Raw genomic sequence first — 24,509 nt, forward strand, 5'->3', positions numbered from 1 at the left:
CGTTTTCTTTTTGGGTGTCGGCAGCGTAATTTTCCGCGACCGGCTTCCAGGCAACGAGCAGCGCGTTCAGGCCGCCGCGCCGCTTCCCGCGACCCGCGCCTGCCGCTGGTACAGCACCATCGACAGCGCGACGCCCGCGGCAGCCGCCACCGCCGCGAACAGGAACACCTGCGGATAGCCGAACGCACCCGCGACATAGCCGGCGAGCGGCCCCGTGATGCCGAGCGACAGGTCGAGGAACACCGAGTACGCGGACAGCGCCGCGCCGCGGCTCGCGGGCGGCACGAGCGCGACGGCCTCGACGCCGAGCGCCGGGAAGATCAGCGCGAAGCCGAAGCCCGTCAGCGCCGCGCCGATCAGCGCGACGTGCGGCACGGGCGCGAGCCACAGCAGCACGAGGCCTGAGCATTCGAACGCAAACGACACGATCGCGACGCGGAAGCCGCCGTAGGTCTTGATCGTGTTCGCGAACAGCAGGCGCGCACCGATGAACAGCGTGCCGAACACGGTCAGCGACAGCGCGGCGTTCGGCCAGTGGCGCGCCGCGTAGTACAGCGTGACGAAGGTCGCGATCGAGCCGAAGCCGGCCGAGCCGAGCGCGAGGCCGAGGCCGTGCGGCAGCACGCGCGTGAACACGCTCGCGTACGACATCCGCTCGCCGTGCACGAGCGGCACGGACGCGATCAGGCGCGCAAGGTAGAAGCCGGTCGCGGCGAGCGCGATCACGATCACGCCGATCAGCGCCGGATTCAGCGTATGCGCGATCGCGACGCCGACCGGCGCGCCGAGCGCGAGCGCGCCGTAGGTCGCGATGCCGTTCCACGAGATCACCTTCGCGTTGTGCGTGACGCCGACCCGGCCGATGCCCCACAGGATCGCGCCGGTGCCGCACAGGCTTTCGCCGACGCCGAGCACGAGCCGGCTCGCGACCAGCAGCACGAGGCTCGCGACCGGCCAGTGCGCGAGCAGCAGCGCGACGAGCAGCAGCACGCCCGACACGCCGCAACCGACCAGCCCGCGCAGCACCGTCTGCTTCGGGCCGAGCGTATCGGCCAGGCGCCCGGCGAGCGGCCGCGATGCGAGCGTCGCGAAATACTGGACGCTGATCGCACCGCCCGCGACGATCGCGGAAAAGCCGAGGTCGTCGTGGACGAAGCCCGGCAATACCGCGAGCGGCAGGCCGATGGTCAGGTAGCAGATGAACGTGAAGCAGACGACGGACACGATTTGCAGCGTGACCGCGAACCCGCTGCGCGGCGGTGTGGCGGAATCGGTTGACATGGGGTCGGAACGAATGAACGAAACGGACGGAGGACGGCGAAAAAGGGAATCGGGATTTTCCCATGGAACCGGTTTTCACGCAGGTACCATTTAGTTAATTGCGACCCGATTTCGTCGCCCGCGGATCGGCGGGGGCATTGCGAAATGGTGGGCGGAGCACCGTGCGGAAAGGGCGCCAGGCCGCGCCGGCGCTCATATCGCGGCAGTTATATGGGCCCCATGCGTGATGGGCTATGGGTTGCGGAATTTGATGGTGATAGCGTGCAAACTGTCAGAAAAACGTCGGTCGAGCGCACTGCGCGGGCCGCCTTGCCCCCCATTTGAAGAACCATCGAGACATGAGTGAGCCGATCCGCTTCTACCATCGTCACGCGATCCGCGAAGTCAGCGGCGCGGACGTTACCCGCACCGTGCTGCAATACCTGCGCGAGGACGCGCATTGCACCGGCACCAAGGAAGGCTGCGCGGAAGGCGACTGCGGCGCGTGCACGGTCGTCGTCGGCGAGCTGACCGACGCCGGCGCGGTCGAGTTCAAGGCCGTCAACGCATGCATCCAGTTCCTGCCGACGCTGGACGGCAAGGCGTTGCTGACGGTCGAGGACCTGCGGCAGCCGGACGGCGCGCTGCATCCGGTGCAGCAGGCGATGGTCGACTGCCACGGTTCGCAATGCGGGTTCTGCACGCCCGGCTTCGTGATGTCGATGTGGGCGCTGTACGAGAAGCACGGCCACGAAGGCTGCGGCAGCGCGTGCGCGAAGGCGAAGGACGTGCCGACGCGTACCGAGATCGCCGATGCGCTGACCGGCAACCTGTGCCGCTGCACCGGCTATCGCCCGATTGTCGATGCGGCGGTGCAGATGTTCGATGCACCGTCGCCGTCGGCCCCGGTCGACACGGCCGCGCTGGCCCGCACGCTCGCGTCGCTCAAGCGCGACGAGACGTTCGACTACGCGACGACCAACGGCGCGCGCTTCGCGGCGCCGCGCACGCTCGACGCGCTGGCCGCGCTGAAGGTCGAGCGGCCCGACGCGCGCATTCTCGCGGGCAGCACCGACATCGGCCTGTGGGTCACCAAGCAGATGCGCCGGCTCGACGACCTGATCTACGTCGGCCAGATCGCCGAACTGCAGCGTCTCGCGGAGCGCGGCGACTGGATCGAGATCGGCGCGGGCGTGACGGTCGAGAAGGCGTATGCGGCGCTGGCCGGCCAGTATCCCGAACTGACCGAGATGTGGAAGCGCTTCGCGTCGCTGCCGATCCGCAACGCGGGCACGATCGGCGGCAACGTCGCGAACGGCTCGCCGATCGGCGATTCGATGCCGGGCCTGATCGCGCTCGGCGCGCGCGTGGTGCTGCGCGGCGGCGACACGGTGCGCGAGCTGCCGCTCGAGGCGCTCTACACGGGCTATCAGCAGAAGGACATGGCGCCGCACGAATTCGTCATCGGCCTGAAGGTGCCGACCCGCACCGGCGTGCGCGAGAAGCTGCAGTTCCGCACGTACAAGCTGTCGAAGCGGTTCGACTCTGACATCTCGGCCGTGTGCGCGGCGTTCGCGTTCATCGCGGACGGCGACACGATCCGCGAGCCGCGCATCGCGTTCGGCGGGATGGCCGCGACGCCGAAGCGTGCAACGCACACGGAGGCCGTGCTCGACGGCGCGCAGTGGCACGAAGCCACCGCGCAGGCCGCGATGCAGGCGCTCGAGCGCGACTACCAGCCGCTGTCCGACATGCGCGCGACGAGCACGTACCGCCTCGATACCGCGAAGAACCTGATGTACCGATTCTGGCTGGAGACGCGCCCGCACGACCCGCTGCCGCCGCAAGCCCTGAATGTGCGCGAAGTGGCCGCCGAAGTCGGCACCGACGCGGCGCGCGTCTGAAGACGGAGAACACCGAACATGAACCAGCAAGCAGAACCGTTCCTGAGCACCCTCGACCCGCAGGCCGACGCCGCGCAGGTCCACGTATCGCGCGCGCACGAATCCGCGCACCTGCACGTCAGCGGGCGTGCCACCTACACCGACGACATCCCGGTTGTCGCGGGCACACTGCACGCGGCGCTCGGCCTGTCGGCGAAGCCGCACGCACGGATCGTGTCGATGAACTTCGACGCGGTGCGCGCGACGCCGGGCGTGGTCGCCGTGTTCACGGCCGACGATATCCCGGGCGTCAACGATTGCGGCCCGATCATCCACGACGATCCGGTGCTCGCGAAGGGCATCGTGCAGTTCGTCGGCCAGCCGATGTTCATCGTCGTCGCGACGTCGCATGAAACCGCGCGGCTCGCCGCGCGCCGCGCCCAGGTCGACTACGAGGAATTGCCGGCGATCCTCACCGCGCAGGAAGCACGCGCGGCCGAAACCTACGTGATCCCGCCGCTGAAGCTCGCGCGCGGCGACGCGGCCGCGCGGCTCGCCGTCGCGCCGCACCGCGAGTCGGGCGAAATGCTGCTCGGCGGCCAGGAGCAGTTCTACCTCGAAGGGCAGATCGCATACGCAGTGCCGAAGGATGACGACGGGATGCACGTGTACTGCTCGACGCAGCACCCGAGCGAGATGCAGCACCTCGTCGCGCACGTGCTCGGCGTCGCGTCGCACAACGTGCTCGTCGAATGCCGCCGGATGGGCGGCGGGTTCGGCGGCAAGGAATCGCAGTCGGGCCTGTTCGCGTGCTGCGCGGCGCTCGCCGCATGGAAGCTGCTGTGCCCGGTGAAGCTGCGTCCGGACCGCGACGACGACATGATGATCACCGGCAAGCGGCACGACTTCCATTACCGCTTCGACGTCGGCTACGACGACGACGGCCGCATCGACGGCGTGGCGCTCGACATGACGTCGCGCTGCGGCTTCTCGGCCGACCTGTCCGGCCCGGTGATGACGCGCGCGGTGTGCCACTTCGACAACGCGTACTGGCTGGGCGACGTGAACATCGCAGGCTACTGCGGCAAGACCAACACGCAGTCGAACACCGCCTTCCGCGGGTTCGGGGGCCCGCAGGGCGCGTTCGCGATCGAGTACATCCTCGACGACGTCGCGCGCTCGCTCGATCGCGATCCGCTCGACGTCCGCTATGCGAACCTGTACGGCAAGACCGAACGCAACGTCACGCCGTACGGGCAGACGGTCGAGGACAACGTGCTGCCGGAGCTGCTCGGCGAACTCGAGGCGACCAGCGACTACCGCGCGCGGCGCGCGGGCGTGCGCGAATTCAACGCGCGCAACACGGTGCTGAAGAAGGGCATCGCGATCACGCCGGTGAAGTTCGGCATTGCGTTCAACGTCACGCACTTCAACCAGGCCGGCGCGCTGGTGCACATCTACACTGACGGCTCGGTGCTCGTGAACCACGGCGGCACGGAGATGGGGCAGGGGCTCAACACGAAGGTCGCGCAGGTCGTCGCGCACGAGCTCGGCATCCGCTTCGGCCGGATTCGCGTGACGGCGACCGACACCAGCAAGGTCGCGAACACGTCCGCGACGGCTGCGTCGACGGGCTCGGACCTGAACGGCAAGGCCGCGCAGGATGCGGCGCGCCAGTTGCGCGAGCGGCTCGCGGTGTTCGCGGCGAAGCAGTTCGGCGACGGCAAGGTCGATGCGGCCGACGTGAAGTTCGGCAACGACTTCGTGTGGGTGGGCGGCAACGGCGTGCCGTTCGGCGAAGTGGTCGCGAAGGCGTACCTCGCGCGCGTGCAGCTGTGGTCCGACGGTTTCTACGCGACGCCGAAGCTGTACTGGGATCAGTCGAAGCTGCAAGGGCGGCCGTTCTACTACTACTCGTACGGCGCGGCCGTGTCGGAAGTCGTGATCGACACGCTGACGGGCGAGATGCGCACGCTGCGCGTCGATGCGTTGCACGACGTGGGTGCGTCGCTGAACCCGGCGCTCGACATCGGCCAGGTCGAAGGCGCGTTCATCCAGGGGATGGGCTGGCTCACGACCGAGGAGCTGTGGTGGAACAAGGGCGGCAAGCTGATGACGCATGCGCCGTCCACGTACAAGATCCCGACGGTGAACGACACGCCGCCGGAATTCAACGTGCAGCTGTTCAAGAACCGCAACGTCGAGGACAGCATCCACCGTTCGAAGGCCGTCGGCGAGCCGCCGCTGCTGCTGCCGTTCTCGGTGTTCTTCGCGGTGCGTGATGCGGTGGCCGCGGTCGGCGACTACAAGGTGAACCCGCCGCTCGACGCGCCGGCGACCGGCGAGTCGATCCTGCGCGCGGTCAGCGCGGTGCGTGCGGCGAAGGCAGGCTGAGATGAAACGGCCCCCACGCCCTCTTCGTTCAATGCCCCCCGAGGGGGCGGTCAGCCTCCTTGGGGCGGCCTGGCGGAGGCTGACATGAACGGCCCCGCACGCTCGCTCCGCACCGCGTCGACCCCGGCGTTCGCGCCGGGCACCGGCCAGCGCAACCGCGCGACCGGCACGCCGGCGCCGATGCACATCGTGCTGTTCGGCGCCGGGCACGTCGGTCACGCGCTGGTGACGCTGCTCGGCGCGCTGCCGTGCGTCGTGCAGTGGGTCGACACGCGCGACGAGCTGTTCCCGGACGAATGTCCGCCGAACGTGCAGCCGGAGCCCACCGACACGCCGGAGGCCGTCGTCGACGCGGCGCCGCCCGGCGCGTACTTCCTCGTGATGACGCACAACCACGCGCTCGACTTCTCGCTCGCCGCGCAGATCATGCGGCGGCGCGACTACGCGTACTTCGGGATGATCGGCTCGCGTACCAAGCGGGTGAAGTTCGAGCGCCGGCTTGCCGCGCGCGGCGTCGATCCGGCGCGGCTCGTGGAGATGGTGTGCCCGATCGGCGTCGCGGGCATCATCGACAAGGCGCCGGGCGCGATCGCGGTGGCCGTGTGCGCGGAGCTGCTGCAGGCGCGCTCGGGCATGCCGGTGGCCGACGCGAAGGCCGCCGCAGCGGGGCGCGCGCGCGACGACGTGTCCTGCGCGCGGTAGCGCCGCGCGGCCAGCGCACGGCCGCGCGTTTTTGCATACACTGCACGACGACGCGCGGCACCGGGCCGCGCCTTACCGTGTACGCACCATGTCCGATCACCAGGTCTATCTCGCCACGCTCGATACGAGCCTCCTCGCCATCGAGCGCTGGCTGTCCGGCGTCGATACCGCGCCCGAGGCGCTCGACGCGCTGCTCGCCGCGTTCTCCGCCGAATTCACGATGATCCTGACCGACGGCCGCGAGGTCGATCACGACGGTACGCGCGCGCTGTTCGCGAAGCTCGCCGGCGCGAAGCCGGGGCTGCGCATCACGCTGTCGGAAACCCGCGTGCTCGTGGCCGACGCGTCGCATGCGGTGATCACCTATCTCGAAGCGCAGCACGCGGCCTCGGGCGAGCTGCCCGCGCGCCGCGCGACCGCCGTGTTCGAGCGCGGCGCGGCGGGTGTCGTGCGCTGGACCCATCTGCAGGAAACCTTCTGCACGGCCTGAACTCGAGCGGCCGTGCCGCGTCTTGCGCCGCGGCTCAGCGCTTGCGGCCGCGGGGAACCGTCAGCTCGTCGGACACGCTCTGCATCAGCGCGCACAGCCACGCGATGTCGGTCGGGCGGTCGGGCTGCGGATGCGTGAGCAGGTAGCTCTTGATGCGCGGGAACGGCACCGGCGGCGTGACGACCACGAGCGGCAGCAACTGCGCATAGTGCGTCGCGAAGCGGCGCGTCGTCGTGAAGATCAGGTCCGACTGCATCAGCACCTGCGGCACGATCCCGAAGTACGGCAGCGTCGTCACGATGCGCCGCGTGAGGCGCGCGCGAGCGAGGCCGATCTCGATCGCGTTGCGCTTGTCGCCGGTGTACGGCGTCGGCGCGACGTGCGCGGCCGACGCGTACGCTTCGCGCGTGAGCGGCACGCGCGCGAGCGGGTGCGCATCGCGCATCAGGCACACGATCGTGTCGGAGAACAGGTCCTGGCGCGCGAACTGCGGGTCGGGCTTCGGCCAGTTGCCGATCACGAGATCGAGCGCGCCCGATTCGAGCGCGCCCGCGTGGTCGAGCGCGGGATTCAGCGAATCGATTTCCAGGTGCGCATGCGGCGCCGCGTCGCGAAAGCGCTCGATCAGCGTCGGCATGAAGAAATCGTTCAGGTAGTCGGGCGCGGCGACGCGGAACGTGCGCCGAGCGGACGACGGATCGAAGTCGCCGTGCGGCGTCGCGATGAAGTCGACCTCGCGCAGCGCGCGCTGCGCGGCCTCGAGCAGCGACGCGCCGTATTCGGTCGGCACCATCCCGGATTTGCCGCGCACGAGGATCGGGTCGTTCAGCGTTTCGCGCAGCTTGCGCAGCGCGGTGCTGATCGCGGGCTGGGTCTGGTTCAGCCGCAGCGCGGCCTGCGTGACGCTGCGCTCGAGCAGCAGCGTGCGCAACACGCGCACGAGCCAGATATCGAGCGAGGCGGTACGGTCGTCGTCTTCCATCGTAGGGGGTGATTCGGGTGAAGCGTAACCTTACCGCAGCCGCGCGTTGCCGTGCGTGATACCGGCCATCACGCACGACCCTTCGGCAGCGTGCTGATCCGGTTGACCTCGCGCGATTCGAGCCAGTTCGGCGTGCGCGCGCAGTACAGCACCATCGGCAGCGCGTCCTCGCCCCAGAACAGCTGCTGGTTCATCCAGAACGTCGGCACGCCGAACACGCCGAGCGCGATCGCGTCGTCGGTGTTGCGGCGCAACTGCGCGCTCGTCTCCTCGAACTCGATCAGCTCGTCGCCGTGCCCGACGCCGACGCGTTCGCACAATGCGGCGAACCCGTCCGGCGTCGACGGATCGTTGCCGTCGTGCCAGATGAAGCGGAACATTTCCAGCACGGTCGCGATGTCGGCGCGCAGCGCGATCGCGAGGCGCAACACCTTGTCGGAATCGAACGGATGGGCGGGCGGCATCTTGAAGCGGATGCCGAGCTGCTCGGCGCGAAACAGCGCGTGACGGTACGTGAACACGCGCTTGGCCGGCACGTCGGCGCTCGAGCGTTGCCCCCAGTGGCGCTGCAGGTCGGGCAGCGACACCGCGACGGGCTCGAACGGCACGTCCGGCCATTTGTCGAGCTGTTCGAGCAACAGGTAGGAGAACGGCGACACGAAGTCGTAGAACCAGGCGGGTTGGGCAGTGTCGAGGCCGGTTGTCATGGCGATCTCCAGAGGGTAGGGCGTGCGGCGCCCGGCGGCGGCCTCCATGTTACGCGGCGGCGCGCGCATGCGGCAATGATCGCGGATCGTCCGCTTACGCGGAACCGGGAGTCGCCCGAGGGGGCGTGCCGGCCGGCGGTGCGGCCTCGGCACGTGCGCCCGGCGTGCCGGCCGGCGTGTCATGGTCGTGCGCGGTGAGCCGTTCGCGTACGAAGCCGATGTGCTCGCGCAGCACGTAGAACTGCCCGGCATAGGCCAGCGGCATCTTCATCCGGTTCACGGCTTCCTCGATGTCGTCGAGCTCGTCGAGCAGCTGCACGCGCTCCTCGGCCGTGTGTTCGCCGAGCGCGCTGCGCTCGAGCGCGATCAGCGCGCCGTACCAGCGATAGATGCGCGAGCGCACGCGCCAGCCGTACAGCGATGGCACGAGCCGCAGCCCCGGGATCAGCACGACGATCAGCGGGACGACCACGACGAGCAGCCGGTCGACGAGGCTCGCGACCCAGAACGGCAGCCGTCGGTACAGGAAGGTCTTGCCCGATTTGTAGTAGCGCGCGGCGTCGTCGGAGAGCTGGAAGCCGCGCGTGACGGGCGACGGGAATTCACCCGCGTGCTGCAGGATCGTCGCGTGGCCGTGCACTTCGCGCGCGGCCTCGATCAGCAGGTCGGACAGCGCGGGGTGCAGCGAGTCGCGCGCGACGAGCTCGATGGTCGGCGCGACCGTGTGGATGTCGGCGGGCGGCAGGTTCTGGCCGAGATCGTAGACGCCCATCGGCAGCGTGATCGCGGTCAGGTACGGAAAGCGCCGCGCGTACGCCTCGGCCTGCGTGAACGAATACACGTGCACGCCCGGCGCGCGGAACAGCTTCGCCATCACCGGGATCTGCGTCGAGTCGCCGGACAGGAACGCCGCGTCGATCTTGCCGTCGAGCAGCGCGGCGGCCGCGTCCTCGCCGGCGGTCGGCAGCAGCTCGGTCGAGCCGCCCGGCACGATGCCGTTCATCTTCAGCAACGCGAGGCTCAGCTCGCGCGCGCCGCTGCCTTCCGCGCCGAGCGCGAGCCGCTTGCCCTTGAAGTCGGACAGGCGCGCGACGACCGGACCGCGGTACATGATCGCGAGCGGCACGTAGCCGATGCTGCCGAGCGACACGAGGTGTTCGTCGCGCTCCTTCGGGCCGATGCCGCTCTGCACGAAGCCGACGTCGACCGGCGCGTTCGGGTTCGACAGCCGCGCGAGGTTCTGGGCGGACCCTTCGGACGATTGGACGTCGAGCGTGACGCCGTTCTTCGCGAGGATCGTCTTGTATTTCTGCGCGGCGTTCCAGTACGTGCTGCCGGGCGGCCCGGACGAGATCACGAGCGTGGACGGCGGCGCCGGCTGGATCAGCTTGACCGCGACCCAGACGGCCGCGACGGCGAGCAGCACGGTGGGGCCGATCGACAGTGCGAGGTCGCGCCACGACACCGCGACGAAGCGGGCGAGGATGCGGCGAGGCGGGCGAGGGCGGGCTGGCTTCATGGGGGCGGCGGATGACGCTGGCGTGACGTATCGGTGACGGTCGGACGGTTGTCATGGACGATGCCGATTCTCGCGGCGATGGTACCCGGTTTCGCGTTGCATGCGCGAGTGGGGCGGCCTGGCGCGGCACCGCGGCGACAGTGGCGGGCGGCCCCGCGTCAAAAGCTTTGCGCTTCCGCGGGCGCTGGATTACATTGTGCGACGCAGCCGCGCCCGATTCGCGCGCGACCCGGCACGCAATCAGACCGGGCGCGTCCGGCCGGCGGCTGTCCGGCCCGGCCGGCCCGCTTTCGCGTGCGCCGGCCGCCAGCCCGTCTCGCCTCTCTCGTATCGCCGTGGAAAACACCGGCTGTCCCGCCCGTTCGCGCGCGGGCCGGCTGTTTTTGGGGGTATCCGGCCGTACTGTGCACGGCCGTTCCGGAGTGATAAGGAGATAGCATGAAGTCGATCGTGTTGAGAGCGTTGGGCGTCGCCGCCGTGGCGGCCTGTCTGTCGGGCAGCGTGTATGCGCAGTCGAGCGATGCAGCGGCAACGGAAGCGCCCGCGGCTGCGACCAGCGCGCCGAAGGCCGCCGCGAAAACCGCGAAGAAGGCGAACCGCAAGCTCGGCTACGCGGTGCGCAAGGCGATTTCGAAGGAATCCGGCGTGAACGTGTCGAACCTCGTCGTGCGTTCGAAGGGTGGCGCGATCACGCTGGAAGGCACGATGCCGGCCCAGGACCAGATCGACAAGGCCGAAGCTGCAGCCAAGGGCGTGAAGGGCGTGACGTCGGTCGCGAACAAGCTGACGGTTCAGCAGCAGTGATGCCGGGCGGCGGCGCGCAAGCGCCGCGTGCGCCCGTTTTCAGGCGGGCCCCGGCATGCCGGGGCCCGTTTGCGCTTGAGAGGCCGCAAGCCGCACGAAGCGGCGGCGGACCGATAACGATATCGAGAGGGCGGCGATGACGAGGCTCGGGTGGGGCAGGCGGATGGTTTTCGGCGCGGCGCTGGCCGCGGTCACGATACTCGGCGCCTGCAACGGCGACGATTCGGCCGAGCGCAACCGGTTGCCCGGTTTCGTGTCCGGCAGCGTGCGCACGACCGCTTATGACGGCGCGAGCGACGACCTGCTGACGGCCGGCCTCGGCAAGACGGGCCTCGGCTCGGCGACCGCCCCCGGCTTCGCGAATGCCGCCCGGCCGACGAGCGCCGAGCTGCGCCGCCTCGCGATCTGGTCGAACTACCGCGCGATCGTCGACATGAGCGCGAACGGTGGCTACGGCCGCTTCTGGGGGCCGAACGTCGACCTCGACGGCAACGACACGCTCGGCCAGGGCAAGATTCCCGGCACCGAATATCTCGCGTACTCCGACGACGGCAGCGGCAGCAAGAACGTCACGCTGCTCGTGCAGGTGCCCGCCAGCTTCAATCCCGCGCAGCCTTGCATCGTCACCGCGACGTCGTCGGGCTCGCGCGGTGTGTACGGTGCGATTTCCGCGGCCGGCGAATGGGCGCTTAAGCGCGGCTGCGCGGTGGCCTACAACGACAAGGGCGGCGGCAACGGCGCGCACGAGCTCATGTCGGATACCGTCACGCTGATCGACGGCACGCTCGCCAACGCGGTGCTGGCCGGCACCGCGAGCCTGTTCACCGCGAACGTCACCAGCGGCGATCTCGCCGCGTTCAATTCCCGCTTCCCGAACCGCTATGCGTTCAAGCACGCGCATTCGCAGCAGAATCCCGAGCAGGACTGGGGGCGCGTGACGCTGCAGTCGGTCGAGTTCGCGTACTGGGCGCTCAACGAGCAGTTCGGACCGCTGATCGACGGCTCGCATCACGGCGTGCGCTATCGCGCGGGCGACATCACGACGATCGCCGCGTCGGTCAGCAACGGCGGCGGCGCATCGCTCGCGGCGGCCGAGCAGGACAACCGCGGCTGGATCACCGCGGTCGTGGTCGGCGAACCGCAGATCAACGTGCGGATGGCGCCGAACGCCGTCGTGCGCTCGGGCGGCCAGCCCGTGCCGTCGTTCGGCCGGCCGCTGGCCGACTACGCGACGCTCGCGAACCTGCTGGAGCCGTGCGCGGCCGCGTCGGCGTCGCTCGCCGGCGCGCCGTACCTGAGCGCGCTGCCGCTGGCGACCACGCAGTCGATCCGCACGCAGCGCTGCGCGACGCTCGCCGCGGCCGGGCTCGTGTCGGGGGCCGATACGCAAAGCCAGGCCGCCGACGCGCTCGCGCAGCTCCATGCGGCCGGCTACCTCGCCGATTCCGACCTGCTGCAGGCGCCGATGTGGGATTCGCAGGCGATTCCGGCGATCGCGGTCACGTATGCGAACGCGTACACGCGCTCGCGCGTCACCGACAACCTGTGCAACTTCAGCTTCGCGACGACGAACCCGGCGACGGGCGCCGTCGCCGCACCCGCCACGTCGCCGATGCCGGCCGTGTTCGGCGTCGGCAACGGCGTGCCGCCGACGGCCGGCATCGACCTCGTGTTCAACACGGGCGCGGGCGTCGATCACCGGCTCGCGACACCCGATGCGAGCTTCGCGGGCGCGCTGTGCCTGCGCCAGCTGTGGACGAACGGGATGCTAGGGATGCCCGCGAACGTCGACGCGGTGCGCGTGAACGCGAACCTGCAGGGCAAGCCGGCAATCATCGTGCAGGGCCGCAGCGACGCGCTCGTGCCCGTGAACCACGCATCGCGTGCGTACGTCGCGCAGAACGGCATCAGCGAAAGCGGGCGCAGCCAGCTCGTGTTCTACGAGGTGACGAACGGCCAGCACTTCGACGCGTTCCTGCCGGTGCCGGGCTTCGACACGCGCTTCGTGCCGGTTCATTACTACAACCTGCAGGCGCTGAACCTGATGTGGAAGCACCTGAAGAACGGCGCGCCGCTGCCGCCGTCGCAGGTGATCCGCACGGTGCCGCGCGGCGGCACGCCGGGCGCCGCGCCCGCGCTGACGAGTGCGAACCTGCCGCCGATCTCGGCCGCTCCGGGCGCGAATGCGATCACGGTTGGCGCCGGCGCGATCGACGTGCCGCTCTGACGGCGCCCGCCGCGTCGCCCTCACGAAGCCGGACAGTCGTCCGGCTTTTTCTTTTGGTGGCGTGGAATCGGTCCCGTGCCGCCTTTTATTCGAATGACGAGCGCAGTAACAAATTGTTACTTTACGGCGGTAAATCAGAACCATAATATGCGCCGGTATTTTCACTTAATTTAATAAATTACAGATAAGAGATATTCCTTTCCGTTTAGTTAATCGATCCTTTCGATTTTATTAAATCGGCTCGAGTCGCGATTGGTCGCCGTTTTGCGATTAATCGGCATCTCGCCGAGGGGGATTGTTCGTCTGTTCGAAGCGAGGCGCCCTTGTTGGGCGGGCCTTGCGGGGCGTGTTTTTGCTGTCGATTTTGTGCGTATGCAAATTCGCGGAATGAATTCGTATTGCTGCGGATTATTGAATTGTCGTTCGCAATGGAATTGATTCCATTGTGCAGTCGCAAAAATATGGGTGGGGTAAATCATGCCGGTCGGTATTCGCCGATCCGGTAAAAAACTCGGAGTGCGTCGCATAACGAATGCATTCCCGGTGCGGAGCGCCGGCGCAAATGATCCTTTGCGACCGGCGGTATTTATCGTTCTGTTCGAGAGGCAATAATGACGACACGGAAGTCCTTGAAAGACGGTTTCGCGCTATTCGGAACGACACTGAGCGTGCCGCTCGCAGCCGCCGCGGCCGCAGCGCTGCTCGTCACGGGGTGCGGCGGCGACGACGGGCCGAGCCCGGCCGCTTCGGCCGCAGCCGCCGCCGCGACGTCGGCCGGCGCCAGCAGCAGCACGTCGGCCAACACCAACGCAACGGCCGCAGCGGCCGACCAGCCGTACGTCGACAACGACGTGTACGGCACCGGGCCGAACGACGCGGTCACGGATTCAACGGAAGGGGCGGCCGTCGTGCACCGTACCGTCACGATCGGCGGCAAGAGCATCAAGTACACGGCCACCACGGGCCACCTGACGACGATCGACCCGGTCACGTCGGCGCCGAACGCGAAGATGTTCTACGTCGCGTACACGCAGGACAATCCGGACCCGTCGAAGCCGCGCCCGGTTACGTTCTTCTACAACGGCGGCCCCGGCTCGTCGTCGGTCTACCTGCTGCTCGGCTCGTACGGGCCGAAGCGCCTGCAGTCGTCGTTCCCGAACTTCACGCCGCCCGCGCCGTACAAGCTGCTCGACAACCCGGACAGCCTGCTCGACCGCACCGACCTCGTGTTCATCAACCCGGTCGGCACCGGTTACTCGGCGGCGATCGCCCCGGCGAAGAACAAGGACTTCTGGGGCACCGACCAGGACGCCCGCTCGATCGACCGCTTCATCCAGCGCTACCTGACCAAGTACTCGCGCTGGAATTCGCCGAAGTTCCTGTACGGCGAGTCGTACGGCACCGCGCGCAGCGCGGTCGTGTCGTGGGTGCTGCATGAGGACGGCATCGACCTGAACGGGATCACGCTGCAGTCGTCGATCCTCGACTACGCGAACGCGCTGTCCGCGCCGGGCACGTTCCCGACGCTCGCGGCCGACGCGTTCTACTGGAAGAAGACGACGCTGAACCCGACGCCGACCGATCTCGACGCGTACATGGTCCAGGCCCGCAACTATGCGGACAACACGCTCGCGCCGCTCGCGCAGAAGCCGAACCCGCAGGACGGCGGCTTCGTGAACGTGCGGCTGAACCTGAACCTGCAGACCGCGCAGCAGATGGGCTCGTACATCGGTACGGATCCGACGTCGCTGATCCAGACGTTCGGTAACCCGGCCGCGCTCGGCAACGTGCCGTCGTCGGACGACAACCCGCCGTACACGTTCTTCCTGACGCTCGTGCCGGGCACGCAGATCGGCCAGTACGACGGTCGCGCGAACTTCACGGGCAAGGGCATCGCGCCGTACATCCTGCCGAACTCGGGCAGCAACGATCCGTCGATCACGAACGTCGGCGGCGCGTACACGGTGCTGTGGAACAGCTACATCAACACCGACCTCAAGTACACGTCGACGTCGTCGTTCGTGGACCTGAACGACCAGGTCTTCAACAACTGGGACTTCAGCCACACGGACCCGACGGGCGCGAACAAGGGCGGCGGCAATACGCTGTACACGGCCGGCGACCTGGCGTCGACGATGAGCGTGAACCCGGACCTGAAGGTGCTGTCGGCAAACGGCTATTTCGACGCCGTCACGCCGTTCCACCAGACGGAGCTGACGCTCGCGCAGATGCCGCTCGACCCGACGCTCAAGGCGCAGAACCTGACGATCAAGAACTACCCGTCGGGCCACATGATCTACCTGAACGACGCGTCGCGGACCGCGCTGAAGGGCGATCTCGCCAACTTCTACGACGGCATCCTCGCGAACCGCACCGCACTGCAGCGCGTGCTGAAGCTGCAGGCGCGCACGCAGCAGCTCAAGCAGCAGAAGCTGCAGCAGCAGGGGCAGTAAGCGCCGCGGGCGGCGCGCGCCGCCCCGGATGGACGACAGCCCGATCGGCGCAGGCCGGTCGGGCTGTTTTTCATTGGGGGCGGGCGATGGGCCGGCGCGTCATGCACCGGCCGGGAAAGGGCGTCATACCGTCGAGGACAGGGTGTTCGCGCCCCGTGCTATGCCAGCACGAGCCGGATGCCGACCGCGACGAGCGTCGAGGCGAGCAGGTTGCGCAGCAGCCGTTCGGGCGCGCGCGCCGACAGCAGGCTGCCGATCACGATGCCGGGCAGCGAGCCGAGCAGCAGCGACAGCAGCATCGACCAGTCGACCGAGCCGAGCAGCCAGTGGCCCATGCCCGCGACGAGCGTGAGCGGCACCGCGTGTGCGATGTCGGAGCCGACGATGCGGGTCGTCGCGAGCATCGGATACAGCAGCAGGAGCACGGTCACGCCGATCGCGCCGGCGCCGACCGACGTCATCGATACGAGCACGCCGAGCACGGCGCCCGTCAGCACGGTCGACCACAGCGTGCGCGCGGGGCTCGGCGCGAGCGGGTTGCGTGCGGCGAGCGCAGTGAGCTGCGGCCGGAAGATCAGCGCGAGCGACGTGAGCAGCAGCGCGACGCCGAGCACGAGCTGGATCATCCGCGCAGTACCCGGCGTATTCATCCCGTGTGTATGCAGCCACCACAGCGTGACGGCCGCGGCCGGGACGCTGCCCGCCGCGAGCCGGCCCGTGATGCGCCAGTCGATCGAACCCTTCAGGCCGTGGACGAGCGTGCCGGTGGCCTTGGTCGCGGCCGCGTACAGCAGGTCGGTACCGACCGCCGTTGCCGGGTGGACGCCGAACAGCAGCACGAGGATCGGCGTCATCAACGAACCACCGCCAACGCCCGTCAGGCCGACGAGGATGCCGACGAACAGGCCGGACAACGAGTACAGCAGATCGATATGGGGAAGCGACATCGGAAGCAGGCGGTTATGCGGCGACGGATATGCGGCGTTCGGCGGCGGCGCGTGGATCAAAGTCCGCCATTGTCGCAAAAGTAGGGCGTCGGTGTACGACTGCGTTAAAAATCCGTCGGGAAGGCCCGTGCGGCGGTGGGCAACCGGATGGAAGTAAAACAGGCGTTTGAGCGGAGCGGGGCGCGCTGGCCGGCCCCGTCGCGGCGAGTTGCCCGAAAGCCGGGTGACGGGGGGCATGCGCCGGGCCCGGCACGCATAAAAAAGGGCGCGACTGTGCGCGCCCTGGTTCGATGGTGGCGCCGGACGCCGCCGGCCCCCGGTCAGTGCATCGCGGGGCCGACGCCTTCGACCGCGCCCTGACGCCGGATGCGCAGCGCGAGGCCGATCAGCGCGGCGGCGGCGGCGAACGCCGCGCCGAACGCGAAGGCCGCATGGTAGCCGCCGTTCAGTGCGTCGAGCGGCGCGGCATTCGCTGCCGCGAGCGCGTCGGTGCGGGCGGCGGCGAGGCTTGCGAGCACGGCGAGACCGAGCGCGCCGCCCATCATGAACGCGGTGTTGACGATCCCCGACGCGAGCCCGGAATCGGCCGGATCGACGTCGTTCATCGCGGCGAGCAGCATCGGGTTGAACGCGACGCCCGCGCCGATGCCGAGCAGCGTCATCCCGGGCAGCACGTGCCAGACGAAGCCGCCGTCGACCGGCGCGCGCGAGAACAGCGCAAGGCCGCACGCCGCGATCAGCAGGCCGGCCGCGATCGGGCCGCGGATGCCGAAGCGCATCACGATGCGCGCGGACAGCCCGAGCGAGAACGCGGCCATGATCAGGTTCGCCGGCAGGAACGCGAGACCGACCTGCAGCGGCCCGTAGCCGAGCACGCGCTGCATGTACAGCGCGGACAGGAAGAACCACGCGAACATCGCGGCCGCCCACAGCACGCCGATCACGTTCGCGAGCGCGACGTTGCGCGCGGCGAACAGCGTGAGCGGCATCAGCGGATGCGCGGCGCGTGCCTCGATTGCGATGAACAGTGCGAGCAGCGCGACGGCCGCGCCGATCAGCGCGACGGTCTGCGTCGACAGCCAGCCGGCTTCGTTGCCGCCGACGATCCCGTAGACGGCCAGCATCAGCGACGCGGTCACGGTGATCGCACCCGCGACGTCGAGCCGCGCGTTGCCGGCCGGCGCGCGCAGGCGCGGCAGCAGCGCGACGCACATCGCATAGACCGCGATGCCGATCGGCAGGTTGACGAGGAAGATCCAGTGCCACGACAGCGAGCTCGTCAGCAACCCGCCGAGCAGCACGCCGATGCTGCCGCCGCCCGCGCAGACGAAGCCGTACACGCCCATCGCGCGGGCGCGCTCGCCGGGCTCGGTGAAGAGATTCATGATCAGCGACAGCGACACGGCCGATACGACCGCGCCGCCGAGCCCCTGCACCGCGCGCGCGGCGATCAGCATCGCCTGCGATTGCGCGAGGCCGCACGCGAGCGACGCGAGCGTGAAGACGACGAGGCCGGCGAGGAACATACGCCGCTGGCCGTACAGGTCGCCGAGCCGGCCGCCGAGCAGCAGGCAGCCGCCGAACGTCAGCAGGTAAGCGTTGACGACCCATACGAGAGCCGTCTCGGTGAAATGGAGGTCGGTGCTGATCGACGGCAGCGCAACGTTCACGATCGTGCTGTCGAGCACGATCATCAGCACGCCGAGGCAGAGAACGATCAGCGCGTACCAGCGCTTCTCGCCGTGGATCCCGTGGGTCATGGGCTTGCAGCCTTCTGATAGTTATTTGAAAGGATGCATTGTAGACCCCGTCCGCACGGGCTTCCTGCCGGTTTGTGGCAGCAGTGAAGCGTAGTCGCGCGTCCGGGCCGGACGCGCGCGATGGATACGACGGGTGTTACGAGCGCGCCGGCAGTTCGCAGCCGTCGGGGCCGCAGGCGGCCGCGTCGCCGCCGTCGAGTTCGACGATGCCGTCGCGCCAGGCCTGGTCGAGCGCCTGCGCGAACGCGTCGGCCGGCTGCGCGCCCGACACCGCATAGCGGCCGCCGAATACGAACAGCGGCACGCCACGGCCGCCGATCTGCGCGGCGCGGGCGGCGTCGGCTTCGACTTCGTCGCGGTACAGGCCGCTGCGCAGCACGGCTTCGACGGCCGAGCGCTCGAGCCCGGCTTCGACCGCGAATTCGGTCAGCTCGGCGTGATCGAACAACGAGCCGTGCTCGCAGAAATACGCGCGGTACAGCCGTTCGGTTAGCGTGTGCGCGCGGCCCGTCGCTTCCGCGAGCTTCACGAGCCGGTGGCCGTCGAGCGTGTCGCCAACGAGCGTGCCCGGCAGGTCGTAGCGCAGCCCGACGCTCGCGGCCGCGTCGGTGACCTGGCGCAGCATCTGGTCGACCTGCGCGGGCGACATCCGGTACTTGCCGGCGAGCATCGCCTCGACCGGCTCGACGGGCTGGCCGGGCATCAGCCGGTACGCGCGCAGCGCGACGTCCACGCGGTCGGCATGCGCGAACGCGGCGAGCGCCTCGTCGAAGCGGCGCTTGCCGATCCAGCACCACGGGCAGATCAGGTCGGACCAGATTTCGACGGTCAGGGTCGGGCGGGCAGTCGGGGCGGGAGCGGTCGTCATGGGCGGTTCCGGGCAGCAAAAAAAATGTAACCGGGACTATATCATTTTGTGCTTCGGCGCTTTGTCCTGGCCGGGCGGCCATGCGGCCATGTGAAACGGGCGCCCGGCGTATCACGAAGCATAGACACGGAAGTGGCGTCCCGATAGCGATTGCCGATGCCGGCCGCCGCCGGCCGTTCCGGCGCAGCGGCCCGCGGGGTGGTTCGCTTACGCGTCGCCCTGCGTTTCCTTCAGATGCTTGAGGTGCTTGTAAACCGTTGCGCGGCCCATTCCGAGCACGTTCGCGACGTAGTTCGCCGCGCTCTTGCCGCGAAACGCGCCCTCCGCGTAAAGCGCTTCGACGAGTTCGCGCCGGTGCTCGCGCGTGAGCCCGTTCAGTCCGACCTGCCGCTCGCGCAGCCAGCCGTGCAGGAACGTGTTGATGCGCTCCTGCCAGTCGTCGCGGAACAGCTCGTCCGGCTGCGCGACGACGCCCGCGCCCTTGATGAACAGGTCGAGCGTCGCGCGCACTTCGTCGAACACCGCGATGTTGAAGTTGATGCACATCATCCCGGCCGGGCGGCCTTCGTCGTCGAACAGCACGTTGCTCACGCAGCGCATCCGCCGGCCGTCCCAGTTCAGCTTCTCGTACGGGCCGATCACGCGCTCGCGCGCGGAATGATCGATTTCGTCGAGCGCGGAATCGTCGCCGACCTCGCGCTTCGACAGGTTGTTCGCGAGATACAGCACCGTCTGGTCGTGCAGGTCGTGGATCACGACTTCCGCGTACGGGAAGAACAGCGCGGCGATACCGTCGGCGATCGGCGCATAGCGGGTGAGCAGCAGGTCTTTGACGGGGGATTTCTTCTTGCGCATCGGGTTCGCCATCTCGGGTGGGCGGGGGCCGGGCAGCGCATCGGGCCGGCGTGCCGGCGCACCGTTGGCCGGCATGCCCGTGCGCCCGCGCGCGGCCGCCGCGGCGGTTGCGCCATTGTATCGGCCCCGCGTGCGCGTGCCGCTCATGCGTGCGTCAGGTGCGTGTACAGCGCGTGCGCGATCGCGATGTCCTCGAGCCCGAGGCCGATCGATCGGAAGAATGCGTGACGGGCGTACGACGGTGCCGGGCAGGTGCCGGCGACGAGCGCGGGCAGGTCGCCGGCGATCCGCGAGGCATCCCAACCGTGCTCGGCCGCCGCGATCTGCATCTCGCCGGCGCTCGCGGGCGTCGTTTGCCGGTAGTCGCAGTACACGTCCATGTCCGGCAGCCACGCGGGCGGGATCTCGTGCGCGCGCGCGACGTTCGTGCTGATCGACGTGACGAGCGCGGGGCGCGTGAGCATCCCGTCGCCGAGCACGGGCGTGCCCGACGACGTGCACAGCATCACGACGTCCGCGTCGCGCACGCAGGCTTCGACGCTCGCCGCGGCGCGGGCGCGCGGATCGAGCTGCGCGAGCGTCGCCTGTTGCGCGGCGTCGCCGGCGAGTGCGGGCGAGTACACGCGGATCGTTTCCCAGTCGCGCAATCCCGCCGTGTGCCGCAGGTGCGCGAGGCCGACCGCGCCCGCGCCGACGATCGCGAGATGGCGCGCGTCACGCGGCGCGAGGCAGTCGACCGCGAGTGCGGTCGTGCCTGCCGTGCGCTCGACGGTCAGCAGGCCCGCGTCGCACCACATCAGCGGCTGGCCCGTGCGCATCGACATCAGCGCGGTCCAGGCGGTGACGATGGGCTTGCCGCCCGTCACGACATACGGCGACAGCTTCGCGCCGAACACCTGCGCGTCGGCGAGCGCGCCGAGATATGTGATGAAGTCGCCGGCCTGGTCGGGAAACAGCGTGAGCGTTTGCGGCGGCTGCACCGCGCGCGTCGCGGCGAGCGACGCGAACATGCTGCGCAGCGTGCCGAGCACGTCGAGCGACGGCAGGGCCGCGCGCACCGCGGCTTCGTCGACGGTCAGCGGCAGGGTCGGGGCGGTTTGCGTCATGGGGACATCTCCGGTCGGGGCCGGACGGGACAGTCTCGATCGACGGTGTCCGGCAGTGTTCGTGATGGACGAAAAGTCTAATATAGACAAACGAAATCGGGAGAATTTTTCTTTTTTAGACTTCGTGTCGCTGCGCGGTTTTGAAAAAACACCGTGAAATCAAGGGTATTCCGGGCATTCGGCGAATGTTCGACGTCGTCTATCGGGGCACGATTCTCGTATCCCCTATAGTCTATAGTAGACTTTGAGTCTATATTTCGCGTGCAGGACACGACGCGTCGCCGCGTGGCGGCCGCCTGCTTCGAATACCGATCCGGCGCCCGGCCGGGGCCGTCGTGTACCGATCCTCATCGCCTCAATCCAGAACGGAAGGACCGTCATGAACTGGAAGCTCTCCCTCTGCGCCGCCGCGGCGCTTGCCTGCGCGGCCGTCACGGCCCATGCGGAACAGACCACGTTGCGCTTCGGGATCGAAGCCGCCTATCCGCCGTTCGAAAGCAAGACGCCGGCCGGCCAGCTGCAGGGTTTCGACGTCGACATCGGCAACGCGGTGTGCGCGAAGCTGAACATGAAGTGCGTGTGGGTCGAGAATTCGTTCGACGGCCTGATTCCGGCGCTGCAGGCGCGCAAGTTCGACGCGATCAACTCCGCGATGAACATCACGTCGAAGCGCCGGCAGAGCATCGACTTCACGCCGGCGATCTACGTGGTGCCGATCGTGATGATCGCCAAGCACGGCTCGCCGCTGCGGCCCGACGTCGCGAGCCTGCGCGGCAAGCACGTCGGCGTGCTGCAGGGCTCGTCGCAGGAGGATTTCCTGAAGGCGCACTGGGCCAATGCGGGTGTGGCCGTCGTGTCGTACCAGGATCAGGACCAGATCTACGCCGATCTCGTCGCGGGGCGTCTCGACGCGGCCGTGCAGGAAGCGCAGACCGCGCAGGACGGTTTCCTCGACAAGCCGGCCGGCCGCGACTACCAGATCGTCGGCGAGCCGCTGAAGGATCCGGCGACGCTCGGCGAGGGAACGGGCTTCGGGATGCGCAAGAACGACAAGGCGCTGCAGGCGAAGATCGTCGGCGCGCTCGACGCGCTGAAGAAGGACGGCACGCTCAGCGCGCTGTCGCAGAAGTATTTCAAGCGCGACATCGTCGCGAAGTAACCACTGCCTGCGCGCCGGCCGCCGCGCCGGCGCGTGTCGCATCGAATCTCGACGCAGTACGGGGAACCATGGATTTCGACGTCATCGTTCTGGGGGCCGGCATCGTCGGCGTGTCGTCGGCGCTGCATCTGCAGGATCGCGGGCTGCGCGTCGCGCTCGTCGACCGGCGCGCGCCCGGCGAGGAAACGAGCCACGGCAATGCGGGGCTGATCGAGCGCTCGTCGGTCGTGCCGTATGCGTTTCCGCGCCGGCTCGGCACGCTGCTGCGCTATGCGCGCAACCGCTCGGTCGATCTCTATTGGGACTATCGCGCGCTGCCCGCTTATGCGGGCTGGCTCGCGCGCTTCTGGCGCGAATCGTCGCCGCAGCGGCTGGCCGCCGCCGCGCGTGACCTGCTGCCGCTCGTCGCGGCGAGCGTGGTCGAGCATGACGCGCTGCTCGCGCGCACCGATGCGCAGCCGCTCGTGCACGACGGCGGGTGGATCGAGGCGTTCCGTTCGCCCGTGCTGTTCGACGCGGAAGCACGCGCGCAGCAGCGCGTGGCCGACGCGCACGGGCTGCGGATGACCGTGCTCGATGCACGTGCGCTGCGTGCGCGCGAGCCCGGCGTCAGCGACGCGTTCTGCGGCGCATTCCACTGGCAGGACCCGAAGACCGTGTCGAGCCCGGGCGGGCTGACCAAGGCCTATGCGCGGCTGTTCGAGCGCGACGGTGGCACGTTCGCGCTCGGCGATGCCCGGACGCTCGTGCACGTGGATGACGGCTGGCAAGTCGGTACCGAGCACGGGCCGATCTCGGCGCGCTCGGCCGTGGTTGCGCTCGGGCCGTGGTCCGATCACGTCTTTGAGCCGCTTGGCTACCGGATTCCGCTGCGCGCGAAGCGCGGCTACCACATGCACTACCGGCCCACGCGCGCGCCGTTGAACGTGCCCGTGTGCGATACCGAGGAAGGTTTCGTCGTCGCGCCGATGGAAGGCGGCCGCCTGCGGCTCACGACCGGCGTCGAGATCGCGCTGCGCGGCGCACCGCCGACCGGCGTGCAGCTCGCGCGCGCCGAGCCGCTGGCACGCGACGCGTTCGGCATCGGTGAGCGGCTCGATCCCGAACCGTGGCTCGGGATGCGGCCATGCACGCCCGACATGCGCCCGGTGATCGGGCCCGCGCCGCGCCATCGCAACCTGTGGTTCGCGTTCGGCCATTGTCACCACGGGCTCACGCTCGGCCCCGCGACCGGGCGCCTGCTCGCCGAAATGATGACGGGCGCGCCGACCTATATCGATCCCCATCCGTACCGGCCCGCGCGCTTCGGCTGATCCGGCGGCGCGCGCTGCGTCGCGCGCGCCGGGGGCGCGGCCGCCTTCACAATGTTTCAGTCTGCTATCCGAATTATCGGAAATCACGCAATCGGAAATGATCTGCGTAATCGGCAAGAAAGATAATCGCGAAATAAAGAAAATCAGCAAATCAGCGATTTTTCAATGCATTTTCATATTGATGAAATGCGTAATCGGCAGCCGCTTGTGATGGTGTAGCGCAGCGTCGCGGCGGGGTGTTCCGATGTTACGTGGAATGTACCGGAACACGTTACCACGGGGCTCGCAAACGTTACGTTACATCGGCGTTCCGTCGGCCTTTTTTGTCAGATGATTGCGGCGCCGGAGCCGTGCATTTCGTCTGAAACCGATTAAAAAAGCGTTATTGCTCGTCAATAGGCAGACGAATCAATCCATTTTTTCGAATTGGCACACTTCGTGCAATCCGTCCCCATGCTTTATCAACGTTGTGCCAACCGAGATGGGGAAAATAAAGATGGGACACAATCTGAAATTGACGGGTGTAGCGCTGTCGGTCGCGACGGTGTTCGGGGTACTGGCTTCGGGTTCCGCGATGGCGGGAGCCCTTGATACGCTTCCGATCCCGCAAGTGATCGTCAACCCGCCGACGAACAGCGTGTCGGTCGGGTTGGTCGCGACGGGTACGTCGCCGCTGGGCTCGGTCACCGTGGCGGCAGGCGGAGCGGGCGCGATCCAGACGTCGCTTGGCGATCCCGGCCAGGTGCTGTCGGGCGCCGTGGGGGCGGTGACGGGCGCACTCGGCGGTGGCGGCGGCACGGTGCAGCCGCTCGCGCCGGTTCAGGGTGTGGTGAATCAGGTGACGGGGGCGCTGAGCGGCGGCAACCCGGCGGGTGCGTTGACCGGTGCGCTGAATACGGCGACGGGTGCGTTGAGCAATGCGGTTGGCACGGTAACGGGTGCACTGGGTAATGTCGGCGGCGGGTCGAATCCGCTGGCGCCGGTTCAAGGTGTCGTCAATCAGGTGACGGGCGCGCTAGGCGGTGGCAACCCTGCTGGTGCGTTGACGGGTGCACTCGGCACGGTCACGGGCGCACTGGG

At 68.6% G+C, this 24,509-nt stretch carries 18 protein-coding genes and 1 pseudogene; 10 read left to right on the forward strand and 9 right to left on the reverse strand.

Annotated features, from left to right (window positions below):
• Positions 1–66: 66 nt before the first annotated feature.
• Positions 67–1,281: an MFS transporter gene (locus tag BCO18175_RS25675; RefSeq protein WP_174939401.1), complete on the reverse strand. Its 1,215-nt coding sequence runs from the start codon at positions 1,279–1,281 to the stop codon at positions 67–69.
• Positions 1,282–1,619: 338 nt separating this feature from the next.
• On the opposite strand from BCO18175_RS25675, the gene xdhA reads away from it, so the two are divergent.
• The 4 genes from xdhA to BCO18175_RS25695 all read left to right on the forward strand — a co-directional run bounded on the left by xdhA (position 1,620) and on the right by BCO18175_RS25695 (position 6,729).
• The gene (gene xdhA / locus BCO18175_RS25680) at positions 1,620–3,164 is read left to right on the forward strand and encodes a xanthine dehydrogenase small subunit (RefSeq protein WP_174985297.1); all 1,545 of its coding nucleotides are present in this window, start codon (positions 1,620–1,622) and stop codon (positions 3,162–3,164) included.
• 18 nt (positions 3,165–3,182) lie between these two features.
• The gene (gene xdhB, locus BCO18175_RS25685; protein WP_174985299.1) at positions 3,183–5,537 is read left to right on the forward strand and encodes a xanthine dehydrogenase molybdopterin binding subunit; all 2,355 of its coding nucleotides are present in this window, start codon (positions 3,183–3,185) and stop codon (positions 5,535–5,537) included.
• An 84-nt stretch (positions 5,538–5,621) separates the two neighbouring features.
• Positions 5,622–6,239 (forward strand): xanthine dehydrogenase accessory protein XdhC, encoded by a 618-nt coding sequence (gene xdhC, locus BCO18175_RS25690; protein ID WP_174913158.1) that lies wholly within the window; start codon positions 5,622–5,624, stop codon positions 6,237–6,239.
• Between the two features lie 88 nt (positions 6,240–6,327).
• The gene (locus tag BCO18175_RS25695) at positions 6,328–6,729 is read left to right on the forward strand and encodes a nuclear transport factor 2 family protein (protein WP_174985301.1); all 402 of its coding nucleotides are present in this window, start codon (positions 6,328–6,330) and stop codon (positions 6,727–6,729) included.
• 34 nt (positions 6,730–6,763) lie between these two features.
• Here BCO18175_RS25695 and BCO18175_RS25700 read toward each other — a convergent pair whose 3' ends face one another.
• From BCO18175_RS25700 to BCO18175_RS25710, 3 genes are all read right to left on the reverse strand, one after another.
• Positions 6,764–7,711, reverse strand: coding sequence for a LysR family transcriptional regulator (locus tag BCO18175_RS25700; protein WP_174985303.1), 948 nt, complete (start codon positions 7,709–7,711; stop codon positions 6,764–6,766).
• 68 nt (positions 7,712–7,779) lie between these two features.
• Positions 7,780–8,418, reverse strand: coding sequence for a 2-hydroxychromene-2-carboxylate isomerase (locus tag BCO18175_RS25705; RefSeq protein ID WP_174913149.1), 639 nt, complete (start codon positions 8,416–8,418; stop codon positions 7,780–7,782).
• Positions 8,419–8,512: 94 nt separating this feature from the next.
• Positions 8,513–9,937: a TAXI family TRAP transporter solute-binding subunit gene (locus tag BCO18175_RS25710; RefSeq protein WP_174985305.1), complete on the reverse strand. Its 1,425-nt coding sequence runs from the start codon at positions 9,935–9,937 to the stop codon at positions 8,513–8,515.
• A gap of 438 nt (positions 9,938–10,375) precedes the next feature.
• On the opposite strand from BCO18175_RS25710, the gene BCO18175_RS25715 reads away from it, so the two are divergent.
• The 3 genes from BCO18175_RS25715 (at position 10,376) to BCO18175_RS25725 (ending at position 15,421) form a co-directional block, all read left to right on the forward strand.
• Positions 10,376–10,741, forward strand: a complete 366-nt coding sequence (locus BCO18175_RS25715; protein ID WP_122944612.1) for a BON domain-containing protein — start codon at positions 10,376–10,378, stop codon at positions 10,739–10,741.
• 136 nt (positions 10,742–10,877) lie between these two features.
• Positions 10,878–12,968 carry a D-(-)-3-hydroxybutyrate oligomer hydrolase gene (locus tag BCO18175_RS25720; RefSeq protein WP_174985307.1) on the forward strand — a complete coding sequence of 697 codons (2,091 nt, stop codon included), beginning with the start codon at positions 10,878–10,880 and terminating at the stop codon, positions 12,966–12,968.
• A 611-nt stretch (positions 12,969–13,579) separates the two neighbouring features.
• The gene (locus BCO18175_RS25725; RefSeq protein ID WP_174985309.1) at positions 13,580–15,421 is read left to right on the forward strand and encodes a S10 family peptidase; all 1,842 of its coding nucleotides are present in this window, start codon (positions 13,580–13,582) and stop codon (positions 15,419–15,421) included.
• Positions 15,422–15,579: 158 nt separating this feature from the next.
• Here BCO18175_RS25725 and BCO18175_RS25730 read toward each other — a convergent pair whose 3' ends face one another.
• The 5 genes from BCO18175_RS25730 to BCO18175_RS25750 all read right to left on the reverse strand — a co-directional run bounded on the left by BCO18175_RS25730 (position 15,580) and on the right by BCO18175_RS25750 (position 20,957).
• Complete coding sequence (locus tag BCO18175_RS25730; RefSeq protein WP_174913137.1) at positions 15,580–16,368, reverse strand: sulfite exporter TauE/SafE family protein; 789 nt, start codon at positions 16,366–16,368, stop codon at positions 15,580–15,582.
• Between the two features lie 320 nt (positions 16,369–16,688).
• Positions 16,689–18,128, reverse strand: coding sequence for a DHA2 family efflux MFS transporter permease subunit (locus tag BCO18175_RS25735; protein ID WP_174985311.1), 1,440 nt, complete (start codon positions 18,126–18,128; stop codon positions 16,689–16,691).
• A 136-nt stretch (positions 18,129–18,264) separates the two neighbouring features.
• Positions 18,265–18,996 (reverse strand): DsbA family oxidoreductase, encoded by a 732-nt coding sequence (locus tag BCO18175_RS25740; protein ID WP_174985313.1) that lies wholly within the window; start codon positions 18,994–18,996, stop codon positions 18,265–18,267.
• Between the two features lie 207 nt (positions 18,997–19,203).
• On the reverse strand, positions 19,204–19,998 hold the full coding sequence (locus tag BCO18175_RS25745; RefSeq protein ID WP_174913128.1) for a helix-turn-helix transcriptional regulator: 795 nt from the start codon (positions 19,996–19,998) through the stop codon (positions 19,204–19,206).
• Positions 19,995–20,957 carry an ornithine cyclodeaminase family protein gene (locus tag BCO18175_RS25750; protein WP_174985315.1) on the reverse strand — a complete coding sequence of 321 codons (963 nt, stop codon included), beginning with the start codon at positions 20,955–20,957 and terminating at the stop codon, positions 19,995–19,997. The genes BCO18175_RS25745 and BCO18175_RS25750 overlap by 4 nt, the downstream gene beginning before the upstream one ends.
• Before the next feature lie 379 nt (positions 20,958–21,336).
• On the opposite strand from BCO18175_RS25750, the gene BCO18175_RS25755 reads away from it, so the two are divergent.
• The 3 genes and pseudogenes from BCO18175_RS25755 to BCO18175_RS25765 all read left to right on the forward strand — a co-directional run.
• Positions 21,337–22,116, forward strand: coding sequence for an ABC transporter substrate-binding protein (locus BCO18175_RS25755; RefSeq protein ID WP_174985317.1), 780 nt, complete (start codon positions 21,337–21,339; stop codon positions 22,114–22,116).
• 68 nt (positions 22,117–22,184) lie between these two features.
• The gene (locus BCO18175_RS25760) at positions 22,185–23,429 is read left to right on the forward strand and encodes an NAD(P)/FAD-dependent oxidoreductase (protein WP_174985319.1); all 1,245 of its coding nucleotides are present in this window, start codon (positions 22,185–22,187) and stop codon (positions 23,427–23,429) included.
• A 496-nt stretch (positions 23,430–23,925) separates the two neighbouring features.
• Positions 23,926–24,509 (forward strand): annotated as a pseudogene (locus BCO18175_RS25765) (beta strand repeat-containing protein); the annotation flags it as partial.

Origin of the sequence: Burkholderia lata, from assembly GCF_902499335.1 — a bacterium.
GTDB classification, from domain to species: domain Bacteria; phylum Pseudomonadota; class Gammaproteobacteria; order Burkholderiales; family Burkholderiaceae; genus Burkholderia; species Burkholderia lata_B.